This window comes from Streptomyces sp. NPDC093149 (assembly GCF_044754145.1).
Classification (GTDB): Bacteria; Actinomycetota; Actinomycetes; order Streptomycetales; family Streptomycetaceae; genus Streptomyces.
Window position 1 is genome coordinate 1 of the sequence record NZ_JBIVON010000006.1, and the last position, 17,818, is coordinate 17,818.

Here is a 17,818-nt window from a genome sequence, read left to right on the forward strand (position 1 = left end):
CCGGGCTTTTCCCTTCGGTCTTGCGTTTCCGACTCTATCAGACTCTTTCGTGTCCGATTCCCGGTCGAAGCGGGGCCGCTTTCCAGTTCCACGCTTTCGCGTTTCCCTTTCCAGCGGTTCCAACCTTACCAGACTCTTTTCTCACCGTTTCCGGTTCGAATATGAATTCCGGTGGCCGATTGGAGCGGCCTTGCCTTTCGGCTGACTCGACTTTATCAGAAACATTCAGTCGAACTAAATCGACTGTGTGATTCGGAATGAGAGAATCAATGGCTCTGCGGAAATGTGTTTCCGGTGAGAGCGAGCTAGACGTTAACCGTTGGGATCGGACCTGTCCAGTCCGACGCAACCGTTAAAATCTACCTCCCCATGTCCACCGTGTCAACGGTCTCTTGGGGAGAAGTTGAGACTAGCAGGTCAGCGGGGTCGTACGCACATCAGGCAGCGACCGGAAGCTCGGCGCTGCGTTCCGTGGGATCCAGGTCTCCCTGGTCTCCTGCTCGTGCGGCTCGGCCTCCCAGGATGTAGACGTACCCGAGGAAGGCCAGCTCGGCCGTGATGCCGAGAGCGATTCTCGCCCAGGTCGGAAGGCCGGAGGGGGTGACGAAGCCTTCGATGAGGCCCGAGACGAACAGGACCAGGGCGAGGCCGATGGCCATGCCCATCGCCGCTCTGCCCCGTTCGGCGAGGGCTGAGCGGCGACTCTGCGGGCCCGGGTCGATGACCGTCCAGCCGAGGCGCAGGCCCGTACCCGCTGCGACGAAGACAGCGGTGAGTTCGAGCAGGCCGTGCGGGAGGATCAGCCCCAGGAATGTGTCGAGTCGGCCGGCCGCGGACATCAGACCGATGCCGACCCCGAGGTTCAGCACATTGGCGAAGAGGATCCAGATCACCGGGATGCCGAGGAACGCTCCCAGGACCAGGCACATGGCTGCGGCCTGGGCATTGTTCGTCCAGACCTGGGCGGCGAACGATGCGGCCGGGTGGCTGGAGTAATAGGTCTCGTACTCCCCGCCCGGACTCGTCAGGCGGCGGAGGTCGTCCGGTGCCGCGATGGCCGACTGGACTTCCGGATGCGTACCGATCCACCAGCCGATGACTGCGGCCAGCAAGGTCGAGAGCACAGCCGTGGGTATCCACCAGTGTCTGGATCGGTAGACGGCGGCGGGGAAACCACTGGTCAGGAAGCGTGTGGCGTCGCGCCAAGTGGCTCGGCGAGTGCCTGTCACCACCGACCGGGCACGGGCCACGAGCTGAGTGAGGCGCGCGGTGAGCATCGGATCCGGGGTACTGGACTGGAGAAGAGAGAGGTGCGTGGCCGTGCGCTGATATTGCTCGACGAGTTCATCTGCTTCCGCGCCGGTGAGTCGGCGCCCGCGGCGCAGGAGATGGTCCAGGCGGTCCCACTCGGTGCGGTGGGTGGTCACGAAGACGTCGAGGTCCATGGTCGGCTGCTGCTCCAGGCATGGGTGCGTACGGGGTGCGTACTACGGCGGCGCGCTGCGGGTCAGCTTGGCAGACTGAGGCCCCGACGGGCAGGGAAGACCGGCGAAGGATGGGGTAGCGATGAGTGAGCTCGTGACCGGGGACGCGGTCGTGCTGGGACTGCGGCCGGCTGAATTGCCGAGTCGGGCTCTGGCTCTGGCCATCGATCTCGCCCTGGTGGGGACGGCGTTCGTCCTCGTGTCGATCGGGCTGGCCATGGCGACGGCGAAGCTGGACGACGCGGCACTCGCGGCGATATCCGTCGCCTCCTTCCTGCTGGTGCTGGTGGGTGGGCCGATCGCGGTGGAGACGCTCAGCCATGGGCGTTCGCTGGGGAAGCTGGCGTGCGGGCTGCGGGTGGTCCGGGACGACGGCGGGCCGATCCGATTCCGGCATGCTCTGGTGCGCGGGGCCATGGGGGTCGTCGAGGTTCTGATGACGCTCGGGGTTGTCGCCTGTATCGCTTCGCTGGTGTCGGCGCGGGGACGGCGGCTCGGTGATGTGTTCGCGGGGACGCTCGTCGTACGTGAGCGGGTGCCGGCCGGGCGGGCGGCTGCCGTGCCGCCTCCGCCGCCGTGGTTGGTCGGGCGGTTCGCGGGACTGGATCTGTCGGCGGTGCCGGACGATCTCTGGCTGGCGATACGCCAGTACCTGACGCGGATCCATCAGCTCGACGCGCAGGTGGGCTGGTCCATGGCGGGACGGCTGGCCGGAGAGTTGGCGACGCGGACCGGAGTTCCGGTGCCCGAGGGGGTGCCGGCCGGGGCGTATCTGGCGGCAGTGGTGAACGAACGCCAGGCGCGGGATGCGCGGCGGGTGCTCGCCGCTGGTCGAGGCAGTGCGGTGCAAGCGAGGTCCGGGCGGGTCGAGGGTGCGGACGCCGGTGCGGGCGGGCAGGCGGGGAGCGGGGCATTGAACGGTGGAGATGTTGCTTCCCCGTCGGCAGAACCCCTGCCGGTGGAGTCCCGGCCGGCTGCGGAGGTCGCCGGGGCACCCGCTCCCGTGGGGCTGGTGGTGGAGGAGAGCGGGGCTGCGCCCGCTGCGACGGGGTTCGCGCCGCCTGCCTAGTGCTGTGGCCTTTCGTTCTGGATCAGGCCGGATCGGTGCACCGGGGCACGCGAGCCCCGGTGAGATCCGGACGGAAGACCTCAGCGCGGTGACGGTGGGGATTCCAGGTCTTCGAGCTCGATGCCGGGCGCCGAGAGGACCACGTCGCCGGCGATGTGCACAGTGTGCTGTTCGCCGGTGTCCAAGGCGCTGACCTGGTATTCGTCCACCGTCAGAGGGCCGTTGTCAGTGGTGTGCGCTTCACTGTTCACCAGGGCCCAGGACTGGTCGACGGTACGGGGGGCGAGGACCGGGTCCGTGAAGGCGACCAGGCGGACGCGGGTCGCGGGGGAAGCGGGGGTGAGGCGCAGCAGTCGTGCGGTCGCGACGAGGAATGCGGGGGATGTGCCGGTGAAGGCGTGGGCGCGCGCATTGCCTTCGGTGGCGTGAGTGCCGGTCGGGTCGGTGCGGACCCAGGTGACGCCTTCGAGGGCGGCGCCGCGGACCTGCCAGCTCGCGGCGTGGAGTTCGAGGCGGATGGGGCGGCCCAGTGCATCGAGGGTGAGGTCGACGGACCCGAGGTGGTCGCCGGAAGGGGCGGTGGTCTGGGAGACGTAGCGCCAGCCGGAGGGACCGGGGGCGCACTGGAAGTGTTCTTCGCCGAGGAGGGTGTGATCGTGGAGATCGTGGAGCGAATATCGGCCGCGGGGCATGGGGTCCTTCGGGGTTCCTCGGGCTGAGCGGGTGCGGTACGGCGCAGGCCCCCGACACGGGGGTGCGGGGGCCTGCGCTCGTAGCTGCTGCTGAGGCTGTTCCGTCTGTCACCGGTCGGTCGTCACCGACCGGTGGTGACGTGCGCGGTCGCTGACGGGCGGGATCAGTAGCGGTAGTGGTCGGGCTTGTACGGGCCTTCGACCTCGACACCGATGTAGGCGGCCTGCTCGGGGCGGAGCGTCGTCAGCTTCACGCCGAGCGCGTCGAGGTGGAGACGGGCGACCTTCTCGTCCAGGTGCTTGGGCAGCACGTAGACGTCGGTCGGGTACTCCTCGGGCTTGGTGTACAGCTCGATCTGGGCCAGGGTCTGGTCCGCGAACGAGTTGGACATCACGAACGACGGGTGGCCGGTGGCGTTGCCCAGGTTCAGCAGACGGCCCTCGGACAGCACGATGAGGACCTTGCCGTCGGGGAACGTCCAGGTGTGGACCTGCGGCTTGACCTCGTCCTTGACGATGCCGTCGATCTTCGCCAGGCCGGCCATGTCGATCTCGTTGTCGAAGTGACCGATGTTCCCGACGATGGCCTGGTGCTTCATCTTGGCCATGTCGGCGGCCATGATGATGTCCTTGTTGCCCGTGGTGGTGACGAAGATGTCGGCCTTGTCGACGACCTCGTCGAGCGTGGTCACCTGGTAGCCGTCCATCGCCGCCTGCAGCGCGCAGATCGGGTCGACCTCGGTGATGATCACGCGGGCGCCCTGGCCGCGCAGGGACTCCGCGCAGCCCTTGCCCACGTCGCCGTAGCCGCAGACGACGGCGGTCTTGCCGCCGATGAGGACGTCGGTGGCGCGGTTGATGCCGTCGATCAGGGAGTGGCGGCAGCCGTACTTGTTGTCGAACTTGGACTTGGTGACGGCGTCGTTGACGTTGATCGCCGGGAAGAGGAGGGTGCCGTCGCGGTGCATCTCGTAGAGCCGGTGCACACCGGTCGTGGTCTCTTCGGTGACACCGCGGATCTCGGACGCCAGCTGGGTCCACTTCTGCGGGGACTCACCGAGGGTACGGTTCAGCAGGGTGAGGATGTGGCCGTACTCCTCGCTGTCCGCGGTCGACGGGTCCGGGGCCGCACCGGCCTTCTCGAACTCGACGCCCTTGTGGACGAGGAGCGTGGCGTCACCACCGTCGTCGAGGATCATGTTCGGGCCACCCGTGGGGGTGTTCGGCCAGGTCAGAGCCTGCTCCGTGCACCACCAGTACTCTTCGAGCGTCTCGCCCTTCCAGGCGAAGACCGGGACGCCCGCAGGAGCGTCGGGGGTGCCGTTCGGGCCCACGGCGATGGCCGCGGCGGCGTGGTCCTGGGTGGAGAAGATGTTGCAGGAGGCCCAGCGGACCTCGGCGCCGAGGGCGACCAGGGTCTCGATCAGCACGGCCGTCTGCACGGTCATGTGCAGCGAACCGGTGATGCGCGCACCGGCCAGCGGCTGCGTGGCGGCGTACTCCTTGCGGATCGACATCAGGCCGGGCATCTCGTGCTCGGCGAGGGTGATCTCCTTGCGACCGAACGCCGCGAGGGAGAGGTCGGCGACCTTGAAGTCCTGGCGATTGGCGACCGTTGTCATAACGGGCTGCTCCTCGTGATGGGTGTCGAGGTGGGCACGGCTGGCTCTGCGGCGCCGGACATACGAATGCCCGGGTGCTCGCAGCACAGTCCGTCGGAGGCCCTCTCTCCCTCGGCCGGTCCGCGCGTACGGACCGATCGACCGCCATCAGCAGCGACGTCTGACACTGGCATCGAATCTACACCGATCGGCCCAGCCGCTCCCAGCCCGCCCGGACGGGCGGGGGTGAGGAGCGGCATGCCGGGGCGATCGGGACGGCGGGCCGAAAGGCTGGTGGCCGCCGATGGGAGGGGCGGTCGGGAAGGGGCCGGAGGATGTGGGTGCGTGGCTGCGTTCAGTGGCCGGAATGTGTCGAGGAGTCCGAAGGGCCGTCGGGAGTCGGCGAGGGAGATCCGCCCGGGGCCTTGCCGGGGTTGGTGCCGGCTGCGGCGGCCGCCTCGCTGTAGATGTCCGGTTCCAGGTAGATGACGCGGGCGATCGGGACGGCTGCGCGGATACGGGTCTCGGCGGCGTTGATGGCGTTGGCCACTTCGGTGGCCGTGTCGTCGTGCTGCACCGCGATCTTGGCGGCGACCAGCAGCTCTTCCGGGCCGAGGTGGAGCGTACGCATGTGGATGATGCCGGTGACCGTGTCGCCGTCGACGACCGCGGCCTTGATCTTCTCGACCTGGTCGGCTCCGGCGGCCTCACCGAGCAGCAGGGACTTCGTCTCGGCGGCGAGGACGATCGCGATGACGATCAGCAGGACGCCGATGCAGAGGGTTCCGATGCCGTCCCAGACGCCATTGCCGGTCGCGAGGGCCAGGCCGACGCCCGCGAGGGCAAGCACCAGGCCGATCAGTGCGCCGAAGTCCTCCAGGAGCACGACGGGGAGTTCGGGGGCCTTCGCGCGGCGGATGAACTCCTTCCAGGAGAGAGATCCACGGGTCGCGTTGGACTCCTTGATGGCCGTACGGAAGGAGAAGCCCTCGGCGATGACGGCGAAGACCAGTACGCCGACCGGCCAGTACCAGGCCTCGATCTCGTGGGGGTGCTTGATCTTCTCGTAGCCCTCGTACACCGCGAACATGCCACCGACCGAGAACAGCACGATGGAGACGAGGAAGGCGTAGATGTAGCGCTCACGGCCGTAGCCGAAGGGGTGCTGGGGGGTGGCCTCGCGCTGGGCCTTCTTGCCGCCGAGCAGCAGCAGTCCCTGGTTGCCCGAGTCGGCGACCGAGTGGACGCTCTCCGCGAGCATCGACGACGAGCCACTGAACAGGAACGCCACGAATTTGGCCACTGCGATCGCGAGGTTGGCGCCGAGTGCCGCCACGATCGCCTTGGTTCCGCCTGACGCACTCATGGGTGCCTGGTGTCCCTTCTTCGATGCTGCGGCCCTGGCGCCGCGGTACGGCCGGACATTGTTGCAGCCGTTGGTGCGGACGGTACGTCAGACCACCACAGTCGCGCGGAACAGGGTTCCCGTACCGGACACTTCGACCTTTTCGCCGGAGGGTACGAACACCGAGGCGCCGGGGGTGAGACCGAGCGTGCCCGCCTTCGGGGCGCCCGCGGTGCAGAGCAGGATCTGCGGGGCGCCCCTGGTCAGTTCGACGGGGTCCGCGCCGGGCGACAGATCGAAGCGCGAGAGCCGGAATTCGTCCACGGGCGTCTCGTACAGTTCCTCGCCGGACGGGGACGCCTCGGGGCGCAGGACACCGGGGTCGGTCGCCTCGAAGCGGACGATGCGCAGCAGTTCGGGGACGTCGATGTGTTTGGGCGTGAGTCCGCAGCGCAGCACGTTGTCCGAGTTGGCCATGATCTCGACGCCGAGGCCGTCCAGGTAGGCGTGCGGGACACCGGCGCCGAGGAAGAGTGCTTCGCCGGGCTGCAGTTCCACATGATTCAGCAGCATCGCGGCGAGGACACCGGGGTCGCCGGGGAAGTGGTGGGCGATCCGCGCGTACGGGGCGTGGGCTCCGCCGAGACGCTCGGCGGCAGCGGCTGCCAGGTTCACCGTTTCGGCCATTTCCGTCGGGTCGGCGCTGAGGATCGCGGTGAGGACCTCGCGCAGGGCCGCCTCTTCGGGATGGGCGCCGAGCAGGTCGACGTAGGGCTTGAGGGAGTCGATGCCGAGAGCCGCCATCGCCTCGGCCGCCTCGGTGGGCCTGCGGAAGCCGCACAGGCCGGTGAAGGGGGTGAGCGCGCAGATCAGCTCGGGCTTGTGGTTGGCGTCCTTGTACGTGCGGTGGGGTGCGTCGATCGGGACGGATCGGCGCTCCTCGTCCTCGTAGCCCCGCCCGGCCTGTGCGAGGTCGGGGTGGACCTGGAGGGAGAGGGGGGCACCGGCGGCGAGCAGTTTGAGGAGGAAGGGCAGGCGGGGGCCGAATTTCTCGACGGTGGCCCGGCCCAGTTCGCGCTCGGGGTCTGCGGCGATGACCTCGGTGAGGGCCTGTTCGTGGCCCGCCTCTCCGGTTCCGGTCATGCGGGTGAGGCGGGAGGGGGCTCCGGGGTGGGCGCCCATCCACATCTCGGCCTGGGGTTCCCCGGTGGGGGCGATGCCGAGCAGCTCGGGGATGGCGGTGGTGGAGCCCCAGGCGTAAGGGCGCACGGTGTTGGAGAGCCGGTCCATGGGTTCGTCCTTGTGAGATGCGTGGATCGGGGTGGTGGAGGCGGGCTTGGCGGCGCGGCGCGGGTGCAGTGGGGTGTGGTGTGCGGTGCGGGACCGGTTCGGGTCCTCAGGCGCGGGCTGCCGACGCGAGTGCCAGGTAGACGGCCGCGAAGTCGGTGACCGCGAGGAGTTCGGCCAGGGCTTCGAGCTCGGTGCCCTCGTCCGGTTCGAGCTCGCTGATCGCCGTGTCGTGGCCGAGGGCCAGTTCGCGGGCGGCGGGGCCGGCGCTCAGTCCGCCGGTGGGGCGGTCGCGGAGCAGTACGACGCGGGCGTGCAGCGGCTCCGGCTCCTCGACCCGGTCGCGGAAGAAGTCGTCGGGGTCGGCCCCGGCGGCGAAGGTGCCCGCCAGCAGCGCGCCGTGGGCGGGAAGTGCCTCGGGGAGTTCGGCGGCGAGGGCCGGTCGGCCGGACAGCTCGGCCAGGACCGCGGCGAATCTACGGCCGACCGGGGCCGCGGATTCGCCCTCCGTCCAGATGAGGGGCAGGCTGTCGGCGAGTTCGGCGGCGAGGGTCTTGGCCGGGTTGCTGTATGTGGCGATGGCCGGACCGCAGCGTTCCGCTGTGCGGTCCAGGCGGTCGGCGACACTCTGCAGTGCCTCGGCGGACGCGGTGACCAGGCCCACCCGGTCGAGCAGCGCGAGCAAGGGGGTGAACAGGGCCCACAGCGTGCCGGGTCCCGCCGCGGACGTCTCGGCGTCGTACTCGCCGTGCGGGGCGGTGGCCATCGGTACGAGGAGTCCGTGTGCCCCGTCGATCGCCTCGCGCAAGGGTGACTGACGGGGGGCGACGGCGACGACGCTGCAGCCGCGGCGGTACGCCTGTTCGGCGAGGAGGGAGAGGCCGGGTTCGGAACCTTCGGCCGTGACGATGAGCAGCAGGTCCACGGGGCCGGCCCAGCCGGGAAGCGTCCAGCGCAGCGCGCCCGCGGCAGGGGCGACCCCGGTGGGGTGGATGCGGGTGACGGGCGCGGAGGCTCCTGCCAGGGCGGTGATCAGGTCGGCCACGCCGGACGCGGCGGTGCCGGAGCCCGCGATGAGTACGGCGCGGGGGCGGCCTTCCGGGTTCAGCGCGGCGATCCCGGCCTCCGCCGCGTGCCGGGCGGCCGTGCGGACCCGGGCCCCGGCCTCGGCGGCGCCGCGGAGCAGGCCGCGGCGGTCGGCTCGGGCCAGCGATTCCGGGGCGTCGAGCAGCGACTCGTCGAGCATGGGGACGGTCCTCCGATCACATGCTGATCACCGTGCGGGTTAGGGCACGGATGCCGTTACGCGGGGCGGCGGGCCTCGTCGACGAGGAGGACGGGGATGCCGTCCCGTACCGGGTAGGCCAGACCGCAGTCCTTGCCGGTGCAGATCAGCTCGGGGCTGTCGGCTGCCGACCGGTCGTCGAGCGGAGAGTGACAGGCCGGGCAGGCGAGGATCTCCAGGAGGCCGGCTTCGAGCGGCATGGGGTGAGTCCCTTCAAGCAATCGAACAAGCGGTTCGGGTTCACACGGATCGGGCGACGTCAGCCTACCGCCGGGGTACGGGGGGCGCGGGCCGGGGCGAGGCGGGGTCGAGGAGCGCGAGGGCCGGGTGCGGGCTCGGCCGGGCGGGGGTCGCGGGGCAGGCCGATCGGCACCGCTCGGCAGGCCGGAATCGCTCGACCGGGCCGAATCCCCGGCCCTCGGACTCTCGCGGCAGTGCCCGTCCCCGTCCGCCCGGTCCCGCCCTACGCGGCCCGTGCCCGGACCAGGGCCAGGACCTCGTCCCGTACCGCCGTCATCGTCCGCTCGTCGCGGGCCTCGACGTTCAGGCGCAGCAGCGGTTCCGTGTTGGAGGCCCGCAGGTTGAACCACCAGTCCGGGCCCATGACCGTCAGGCCGTCCAGGTCGTCGGTCCTCACGCCGTCGCGGGGTGCGAAGGATTCGCGTACCGCCGCCGTGCGGCCAGGCTGGTCGGCGACCGTGGAGTTGATCTCGCCGGACCCGGTGTAGCGGTCGTACTGGGCGACCAGTTCCGACAGGGTGCCGTTCTGGCTCCCGAGCGCGGCCAGGACGTGGAGCGCGGCGAGCATCCCCGTATCGGCGTTCCAGAAGTCGCGGAAGTAGTAGTGCGCGGAGTGCTCGCCGCCGAAGATCGCGCCGTGCTCGGCCATCTCCGCCTTGATGAAGGAGTGACCCACGCGGGTGCGGACCGGCGTTCCGCCGTTCTCGCGGACGACCTCGGGGACGGAGAGCGAGGTGATCAGATTGTGGATGACGGTGCCGCTGCCGCCGTTGCGGGCGAGTTCGCGGGCCGCGACCAGGGCCGTGATCGCGGACGGGGAGACGCCCGCGCCCCGCTCGTCGACGACGAAGCAGCGGTCGGCGTCGCCGTCGAAGGCGAGACCCAGATCCGCGCCCTCGGCCACGACCCGGGCCTGGAGGTCGACGAGGTTCTTCGGGTCGAGAGGGTTGGCCTCATGATTGGGGAAGGTGCCGTCGAGCTCGAAGTACATCGGTACGAGGTCCACGGGAAGGCCGGCGAAGACGGTGGGGACGGTGTGGCCGCCCATGCCGTTGCCCGCGTCGACGACCACCTTCAGCGGGCGGATCGATGCGAGGTCGACCAGCGACAGCAGGTGTGCGGCGTAGTCGGGAAGCGTCTCGCGTTCGGTGAGGGTGCCCGGGGTGACGGCGGGCTGCGGCACGCCGGTCTCGGACCACTTCTCGACCAGGGCGCGGATCTCGGCGAGCCCGGTGTCCTGGCCCACGGGTGCGGCGCCGGCCCGGCAGAGCTTGATGCCGTTGTACCGCGCCGGATTGTGCGAAGCGGTGAACATGGCGCCGGGGAGACCGAGGCTGCCCGAGGCGAAGTACAGCTGGTCGGTCGAGCAGAGGCCGATCATGGTGACGTCCGCGCCGCGCGCCGCCGCACCGTGCGCGAAGGCTGCCGCGAGGCCGGGCGACGAGGGCCGCATGTCGTGGCCGATCACGATCGCGTCGGCGTCCGTCACCTCGACGAACGCGGCCCCGAAATGCTCGGCCAGCGACTCGTCCCACTGGTCGGGCACCACTCCGCGCACGTCGTACGCCTTCACGATCTGCGACAGATCAGCAGCCACGGGCCGGTCCTCCTGAGATTTCTTCGGACCGCCCAAACTACCCGGCGGCCGATCGGGCGGGCCGTGAGGTCCTGCGGCCGCAAGGCTGCACGGCTGCCCGGTCGTGCCCACGGTGCCGGTAGGCCGGTTGCTGCTCGGTCGTCCGGCGGCGGGCGGGACAGCCCTCGGGGCAGCATCCGTCCCAGCACCGTCGTGCTCCGCGCCAGGACCGGTCAGTCCGTCGATCGGGGACGTCGAGGAACGACCAGGCGAACACGCGAACGAGACGTGCCACTGCACGCCTCGCTCAGGAGTTCAGGAGTCCGGTGAACGATGCCTCGCTCAGGAGTCCGGTGAGCGCAGCACCCGCAGATGGCCGCGGCGTGCCACCTCCATCGGATCCGCTGCCTGCGGGCCGTCGCCCCTGCCGTCGGGGCCGCGGTCGTGCGGCCGCGCCGCTTCCCGTACGGCGTTGGCGAGCGCTTCGAGGTCGTCGCCGCTGGGGCGCGTGGGGGCGGAGGGGTCGGAGAGCCTGACGACTTCCCAGCCGCGTGGTGCGGTCAGCCGCTCACTGTGCTCGGCACAGAGGTCGTAGCAGTGGGGCTCGGCATAGGTGGCGAGCGGGCCGAGGACCGCAGTCGAGTCGGCATAGACGTACGTCAGTGTCGCGACGGCAGGGCGGCCGCACGCGGTGCGCGAACAGCGACGTACAGGGCTCACGATGTTGGACGGTACCGCACTCTTGAGCGGGCTGCGACGACTCTCCCTCAGCTCACCCCTCCGTGTCGCCCTGTCACCTCCGGCACGAGCGCCTTCCGGACACTCCTCCTGACCTGCGAAGGAACACAGAACCGCAGGTCATACCGGCAACGATTCCGGTCACCACTCGGCACAAAAGCTGTCATTCAGCAGGAGATCAACGGTCAGGAGCTGGGCCGGAAACGAGCTCCTGCTTGGCCGGATTGTTCAGGATTGGACAGGCCGACGCTCCGTCAGGGAGCGGCGGTCCGGCCGCCCCGTGGAGGGTTACCCTGCGTCAGTGATGGACAGTCCCGTACCGCCCCACCCGTCCGAGCCGCGCCCGCGTCGTCGTGACCGCCATGGCCGCGGCATGCGCGGACCCGTCGCCCCGCCCCAGGTGCCGCTCTCGGTCAGTCGGGCGGAGAACTTCCGTGATCTCGTGCAGGACTCGGTGGAGCGGCTGGAGCGGCGCTGGCCGCAGCTGGCCGATGTCGACTTCATGGTGCTCGATGTGCCGGGGACGCAGGAGGAGACCGTGCCGCTGGGGCGCGCGGTCTCCGCGGAGAAGGGCCGGCCCGCGCAGATCGTCGTCTACCGGCGGCCCGTCGAGATCCGTACCAAGAGTCGCGACGAGCGCGCCCTGCTGGTGCACGAGGTCGTGGTGGAACAGGTCGCGGAGCTGCTCGGGCTCTCGCCGGAGTCGGTGGATCCGCGGTACGGGCAGGAGTAGGACCGGCCGTCCGGGCAGGACGGCCGGTTCCACCGGGACCGTCCGCTCAGTCGTCCAGGACGGCCAGGTCCTGGACGGCCGCGGGCACCTCCACCGTTCCTCCGTCGTCCGGCAGGGTCTGCACGGTGAACATCTGGACGCCGTTCAGCGGAATGCTCAGTGTGCGCGCGGCGTACACCGGGCCGCCCGACTCCGTCCGGACCGTCAGCGCGTAGCCGCCCTTGAGCCCGGACGGTACGGGCGGGGTGACCGCGAGCGTCGTACGGCCCTTGACCGTGTACGTCTTGACGACCTGCTCGCCGCCCTCGCTGCCCGCGGAGGCGGTGACCTTCACGGTGGCGGTGGCGTCCGGTGCGGTGAGTGAGAGCGTGGACCCCTTGGCGCGGTTGTCGGCCACGGTCGCCTGGGCACCCACCGGGGCGGTCGCCGGGATGTAGCCGACCTCCTGCCCGGAGCCCTTGCCGCGGACCACGCGCAGTGCGGCCACCACCGGGGTGCTCTTGTTGCTCCGGGCCGGGGTCAGCAGCAGGGAGCCGGGCTCGCCCTTGGTGATGTCCTTCAGGTCGATGCTCGCGGTCATCCTCGACTTGACGTGGAGGTCCTCGTGCCCGACCGGGGAGATCGCGCCGTTCTTGCCGAGCAGTTTCACGTTCAGATCGGCGTCGGCGTCGCTGGGCGCGAAGACCACCAGGCGGACCGAGGTGGCGTCCGCGGGGATGCCGGGGAGCACCAGGGTGCCCGACGGGTCGGCGGAGGCGGCCAGCCAGTCGCTGCCGGTCTCGTCGTCCGCGGTCCGGATGACCGCGCCGACGCGTCCGGTACGGGTGGTGACGTGGACGGTCACGTCCTCGGCCACCTCGCTGGTCAGTGTGGAGATCAGGACCGGGACGCTGGACCGGGCGGGCACGGTGATGCCCTCGCCCACGTCGGACTTGAGACTGCCGTCCGGGCCGTACAGCTCGATGTCGGCGACGGCCGCGGTGTCGTCGGGGTTGGTGAGGTGGACGTAGTCCTCGCGGGACTTCGCGGTGCTCGCGGCCGGGAACCAGAAGTCGGTGTCGGGCCCGGTGCAGCTGACACCGAGCAGACCGCGGCCGCTGCCCGCCTCGACGGTGGTGGTCTGCTGCGCGGTCCAGCCGGGGGCCAGACGGCCGGTGGCGGTACCGACCAGCGCGGGGGTGTCGGCACCGGACGCGTCGGCGGTGGCGGGTTTGCCGGGTTCCTTGAGGGAGACGACCGGCTTTCCGGCATCCGCCGTCTTCTTGTCCTTCTTGTTCTTGCTCCCGCCCTTGCCCGTGGCGTCCTCGGCCGTGGCGGACGTGGACTGCTTCAGTTCGGCCGTACCGGCTTCACCACCACCGCCACCGCCGCCCGCCGGGGTGAAGGACGTGTACGTCGTCTCCGCGAGGTCCGAGAGGCCGGGCGCGGGGCAGAGCAGGCTGGACCGTTCGACGGGCAGTCGCGTGGCGGTCTTCGCCTCCGTCGTGCCCCCGTCGCCCGGCGCGGTGGCCGCGGCGAATCCGGTGACGGCGGCGAGGGCGACGACGCCCGCGATGAGGGACAGGCTGGTGGACTTCACTCGGACTCGCCTCGCGATGCGTTACCGGTCGGCCACGGGTGCTGGCCCGGGGCGTTCCCGTCGGGGTTCTGCGGGTCGTACTGGCTCTGCCCGCCGTAATGGGCCTGGGGGTCGTACGGGGCCTGCGGATCGTACTGCTGGTCCTGCGCGACGTACGGGGCCTGCGGGTCGTACGACTGCTGGTGCTGCTGTTGTGCGTAGCCGTACAGGTCGTAGGCCTGCTGCTGGTACGGGTCGGCGGTCGCCGAGTGGTCCTGATGCGTGCCGTACTGGCCGTCCTGGTACTGCTGTCCGCCCTGGTACTGCTGGTAGTCGCCGCCCTGGTACTGCTGCGCGTCCCATTCGCCGTACTGCTGCTGCGGCACCGCCGCGTACTGGCCGCTGTCGGGCTGCGCGGCGTACGCGTCCTGGCCGTCGGGCTGCGCGGCGTACGCGTCCTGACCGTCGGACTGCGTGGCGTACGCGTCCTGACCGTCGGACTGTGAGGCGTACGCGTCCTGACCGTCGGTCCGCGGCGGCTGCGGCTCGGCCGTCTGCTGCGCGGGAATGTGCTCACCCGCCTGCTCCGCCGGGACGTACTCCCCCGCCGTCCCGGGTGGCTCCTCGGCATGTCCGTCCCCGGCCGGTTCCCGCGCGGCCTCGGCCTCGGCCTGGGCGGCCGCCCGGAGCCTGCGCGCCCGGCGCCCCTCACCCGCGAACGACTCCGCCGGAACCGTCATGGTCTCCTCCGGCAGGTCGTCGTCGATCTCCCTACGGCGGCCCGGCAGGGCGAGGACCAGCAGGACCACGGCCAGCGCGGTCTGGGCCCAGACCCAGGCGGTGTGGGTGAACGGGGCGTTGTAAGTGAGGTCCAGCGTGCCGCCCTCGGTGGGAAGCTCGAAGCCCTGGGCCCAGCCGTCGACGGTCTTGCGGGTCAGGGCCCGTCCGTCGAGCGTCGCCTCCCAGCCGGGGTCGGCGGCGTCGGCGATCCGCAGGACCCGGCCGGAGCCGCCTGCCGGGATCTTGGCGTGCGCCTCGACGGGGAGGGAACCGACGGGCAGCTGTTCGCCGTCGGTACCGGAGGGGACGATCATGATCCGGGCGACCTGCCGGTCGACCCGCCACAGGGCACTGCCGTCCAGCTGACTGAGCCGGCTGAGACCCGGGGTGGCGTCGAGGACCCGGCTCATCTCCTTCGGAGCGCCGTCCCGCACCAATACATAACGGATCGCGAAGCCGCTGAGCTGGCTGCCCTGGTCGGCACCGGAGCCCGCGACCAGATTGGCGACGACCTTGTCGAGGTGGCTGTTGCTGCCGCCCGCCTCGGCCAGTTCGGCGTCGCCGAGCCGCGCACCGGAGCCACGGACCAGGGTGTACGACACGCTGGCGGGCGAGGTGCCGCCGAGGACCAGGGTGCGCGGCTGGTCGCGCGTGGTGCTCTCCTCCGCGACGAAAGCGGGCACCTGCACCGGGTCGCGGCGCTCCAGCGGGCCCGCGGCGCCACCGATCATCCAGCCCGCGGCGGCCAGCACCGGGGCGAGGCCCGCGGCGACGGCGATCAGCGCGGCGACGGGCTGGCGCCAGCCGAAGCTGAGCTCGGCCACACGCACCCGGGCGCCGTCCGCGCCGACCAGCGCGGCCGCGATCAGTGCGATGCCGTAGACGAGGGTGGCGGGGCCCGCCCAGCCCGAGCCGTTGGCGAGAGCGGCGAAGACCAGCCCCACCAGCGCGACGGCCCACGCGGTGCGTACCGCGAACTGCCGCTCCCCGCGCAGCAGCGCGGCCAGCGCGGCGAACACGATGCCGAGCAGCAGCACGCCACCCGCGGCCTTGGGGCCGCCGGGGCTGATGCCGAGCAGGTCGAGGGCGGAGGCCGTGCCCGAACCGATGTCCAGGCCCGCCTCCTTCAGGAACGCGGACGGGCTGGTGAGGAGCGAGAGCGACCACGGCGCGAGAACCAGCATCGGCGTGCCGACCGTCGCGAGGAAGCGGAGCCCGTACGCGGCGATGTCGTCGCGGCGCAGTGCGAGCACGCCGATGCCGAGGACCACGGCGAGCGGCCAGACGATGGGGGTGAAGGCCATCGTGAAGGTGAGGAGCAGGGTGTACGCCCAGGTGGCGCGCCAGCTGCCGCGGGCGTCGCCGTCGGCGCGCATACCGTGCGCGGAGACTGCGGCACGGGCGATCAGCGGCAGCAGGACGGCCAGTACGGCGGTGCCGAGACGGCCCGTCGCCAGGGCGCCGGTCGCTGCGGGCAGGAAGGCGTACGCGACGCTCGCCCAGGCCCGCAGCAGCCTCGATTCGAGCAGCGGCCGGGAGACGAAGTACGCGGTGAGTCCGGCGAGCGGGACCGAGCAGACCAGCAGCAGTGTGAGTGCGAAGCCGGTCGATCCGAGGAACAGCGCGGACAGCGCGGAGATCACGGCCAGGTAGGGCGGCGCGGTCTGGGTGCCGCCCGTGCCGATCGTGTGCCAGCCGTCCGCGTACTTGCCCCACAGGTCGGAGACGTCCGCGGGGGCCGGCAGCAGCGCACCGCCCGCGAGCGCACCGCCGCCGAGCAGGCCGCGACAGGCGACGAGCGACCCGAGCAGCAGCACGGCGAAGAGCACCGGGCCCGGCTTGCGCCCGATCCGCTTCAGCCGCGCGAACTGCTCGACCTCCAGGAAGTCGGCGTCGTCACCGCCGGGACCGGACTCCACGGCGCCGTGCCGGGAGCCGCCCGAGTCTGCGTCGGAACCGCTGCCGAGGTTTCCGGCGACCTGCTCGACGGTGGCGCGGACGGTGGCACCGGGCGGCGGGAAGAGTCCGCGCAGTTCGGCCTGGTCGACCGCGCCCTTGCCGCGATCGCGCCGGGCCGAGAGGATCCGTCCGGGGCGGAGCAGCGTGCCGAAGAGCCCGGCAACCTCGTCGACGGCCTGGCCGGGCACCTTGCCGACGAGATAGGCGAGGGTGCGCAGCAGCGTACCGACGACGAGCCGGAGCAGCACCCAGGGCAGCACCTTGGCGCGTGCGTTGGCCAGCATCGTGTAGACGGCACCGGCCTTGTCGACGCGGTGCGGGGAGGCGACCGAGCGGCCCGCGCAGTCGATGGGGCGACGCTCCCGGGCGGACGCCTCGGCGTGCCTGAGGACGGCGTCGGGGGCGACGAGCACCCGGTGCCCCGCGGTGTGGGCGCGCCAGCACAGGTCGACGTCGTCGCGCATCAGCGGAAGCCTGCGGTCGAACCCGCCGAGTTCTTCCCAGATGTCACGGCGGATCAGCATGCCCGCGGTGGAGACGGAGAGCACGGTGCGGACCTGGTCGTGCTGGCCCTGGTCCTGCTCACGCCGGTCGAGTCCGGTCCAGCGGCGACCGCTGTTGGCGATGGAGACGCCGACTTCGAGCAGTTGCTTGCGGTCGTACCAGCCACGGAGTTTGGGCCCGACGATCCCGGCGTGCGGGTCGGTGTCGACGACGCGCAGCAGTTCGGCGAGGGCGTCGGGCTCCGGTGCGCAGTCGTCGTGGAGCAGCCAGAGCCACTGCACGGGTTCGCCGTGCGGCAGTTCGGGCAGGTCGTACGCGTCGTCGCGCCAGGTCCTGCTGACGGGGTCCCAGCTGCTGGGGCGCTTGAGGTACGGCAGGTCCTCGGGGGTGAGGACGCCGGCCGTGCGGGTCGCCTCGTCGACGGCAGTGCCGAAGCTCGTACGGCGCGCGAGGTGCAGGACCCGTTCGGCGCCGAGCGCCTCGGTGACCAGCTGCGCGGAATCGTCGGCGCTGCCGGTGTCGGCGGCGACGACGTTCTGTACGGGGCGTTCCTGCCCGAGCAGTCCCGCGAGCGCGTCGGGCAGCCAGCGTGCGCCGTCATGGGAGACGAGCACGGCGGTGACGACATGCCGGGGGAACTCTGGGGCGGCGGCGGCCGCGTACGGCGCCGTCGGTTGGCTGTGCACGGACATCGAGGTACGGGCCCTCCGGCCGGGTCCGGGGGGCGTCCCCCCGGGGGCTGCATCGGTGTACACGCGCGCTCCGTCGGGGCGTTGGCGCGTCTCGGACGGAGCCCCACACTAACGGTACGGACAGCCACGACGGCGCCGAGCGGTTGAACGGGGGCGACGACGAGGGGCGGCGGGCACGGCTATGGCCCGTCGTCCGCGGGCGGGGTGCAGGCGGCGGGCCATGGTCGGTCAGTGATCCGGTACGCGTTCTCACGCGCGTCCGGCGAGTGGGTCGT

The 17,818-nt window shown here is 71.1% G+C and carries 13 protein-coding genes; 2 read left to right on the top strand and 11 right to left on the bottom strand.

Going from position 1 to position 17,818, the window contains the following annotated elements:
• Positions 1 to 437: 437 nt before the first annotated feature.
• Positions 438 to 1,445 carry a stage II sporulation protein M gene (locus ACIQCZ_RS19230; RefSeq protein ID WP_402283585.1) on the bottom strand — a complete coding sequence of 336 codons (1,008 nt, stop codon included), beginning with the start codon at positions 1,443 to 1,445 and terminating at the stop codon, positions 438 to 440.
• Positions 1,446 to 1,566: 121 nt separating this feature from the next.
• On the opposite strand from ACIQCZ_RS19230, the gene ACIQCZ_RS19235 reads away from it, so the two are divergent.
• A complete protein-coding gene (locus ACIQCZ_RS19235) occupies positions 1,567 to 2,553 on the top strand; it encodes an RDD family protein (RefSeq protein ID WP_402283587.1) in 987 nt (328 codons plus the stop codon).
• An 80-nt stretch (positions 2,554 to 2,633) separates the two neighbouring features.
• On the opposite strand, the gene ACIQCZ_RS19240 is transcribed toward ACIQCZ_RS19235, so the two are convergent.
• The 8 genes from ACIQCZ_RS19240 to ACIQCZ_RS19275 form a co-directional block, all read right to left on the bottom strand.
• Positions 2,634 to 3,245, bottom strand: a complete 612-nt coding sequence (locus tag ACIQCZ_RS19240; protein ID WP_402283588.1) for a hypothetical protein — start codon at positions 3,243 to 3,245, stop codon at positions 2,634 to 2,636.
• Positions 3,246 to 3,409: 164 nt separating this feature from the next.
• A complete protein-coding gene (gene ahcY, locus ACIQCZ_RS19245) occupies positions 3,410 to 4,867 on the bottom strand; it encodes an adenosylhomocysteinase (protein ID WP_402283589.1) in 1,458 nt (485 codons plus the stop codon).
• 334 nt (positions 4,868 to 5,201) lie between these two features.
• Complete coding sequence (locus ACIQCZ_RS19250; RefSeq protein ID WP_402283591.1) at positions 5,202 to 6,212, bottom strand: cation diffusion facilitator family transporter; 1,011 nt, start codon at positions 6,210 to 6,212, stop codon at positions 5,202 to 5,204.
• Positions 6,213 to 6,299: 87 nt separating this feature from the next.
• Entirely contained in the window at positions 6,300 to 7,481 is a 1,182-nt protein-coding gene (gene manA, locus ACIQCZ_RS19255) for a mannose-6-phosphate isomerase, class I (protein WP_402283593.1), read from the bottom strand.
• Between the two features lie 106 nt (positions 7,482 to 7,587).
• Positions 7,588 to 8,724, bottom strand: a complete 1,137-nt coding sequence (locus ACIQCZ_RS19260; RefSeq protein ID WP_402283594.1) for an SIS domain-containing protein — start codon at positions 8,722 to 8,724, stop codon at positions 7,588 to 7,590.
• Between the two features lie 56 nt (positions 8,725 to 8,780).
• Positions 8,781 to 8,963 carry a Trm112 family protein gene (locus ACIQCZ_RS19265; RefSeq protein ID WP_328894320.1) on the bottom strand — a complete coding sequence of 61 codons (183 nt, stop codon included), beginning with the start codon at positions 8,961 to 8,963 and terminating at the stop codon, positions 8,781 to 8,783.
• A gap of 263 nt (positions 8,964 to 9,226) precedes the next feature.
• Positions 9,227 to 10,600, bottom strand: coding sequence for a phosphomannomutase/phosphoglucomutase (locus ACIQCZ_RS19270; protein WP_402283595.1), 1,374 nt, complete (start codon positions 10,598 to 10,600; stop codon positions 9,227 to 9,229).
• Positions 10,601 to 10,921: 321 nt separating this feature from the next.
• Positions 10,922 to 11,299 (bottom strand): DUF3499 domain-containing protein, encoded by a 378-nt coding sequence (locus ACIQCZ_RS19275; RefSeq protein ID WP_351081039.1) that lies wholly within the window; start codon positions 11,297 to 11,299, stop codon positions 10,922 to 10,924.
• Between the two features lie 322 nt (positions 11,300 to 11,621).
• On the opposite strand from ACIQCZ_RS19275, the gene ACIQCZ_RS19280 reads away from it, so the two are divergent.
• Entirely contained in the window at positions 11,622 to 12,050 is a 429-nt protein-coding gene (locus ACIQCZ_RS19280; protein WP_351081037.1) for a metallopeptidase family protein, read from the top strand.
• A gap of 46 nt (positions 12,051 to 12,096) precedes the next feature.
• Here ACIQCZ_RS19280 and ACIQCZ_RS19285 read toward each other — a convergent pair whose 3' ends face one another.
• Together ACIQCZ_RS19285 and ACIQCZ_RS19290 are read right to left on the bottom strand one after the other, a co-directional pair.
• Entirely contained in the window at positions 12,097 to 13,629 is a 1,533-nt protein-coding gene (locus tag ACIQCZ_RS19285) for a DUF5719 family protein (RefSeq protein ID WP_402283597.1), read from the bottom strand.
• Positions 13,626 to 17,543 (bottom strand): glycosyltransferase, encoded by a 3,918-nt coding sequence (locus ACIQCZ_RS19290; protein WP_402283599.1) that lies wholly within the window; start codon positions 17,541 to 17,543, stop codon positions 13,626 to 13,628. Before ACIQCZ_RS19290 ends, ACIQCZ_RS19285 begins: the two co-directional genes overlap by 4 nt.
• Positions 17,544 to 17,818: the final 275 nt, after the last annotated feature.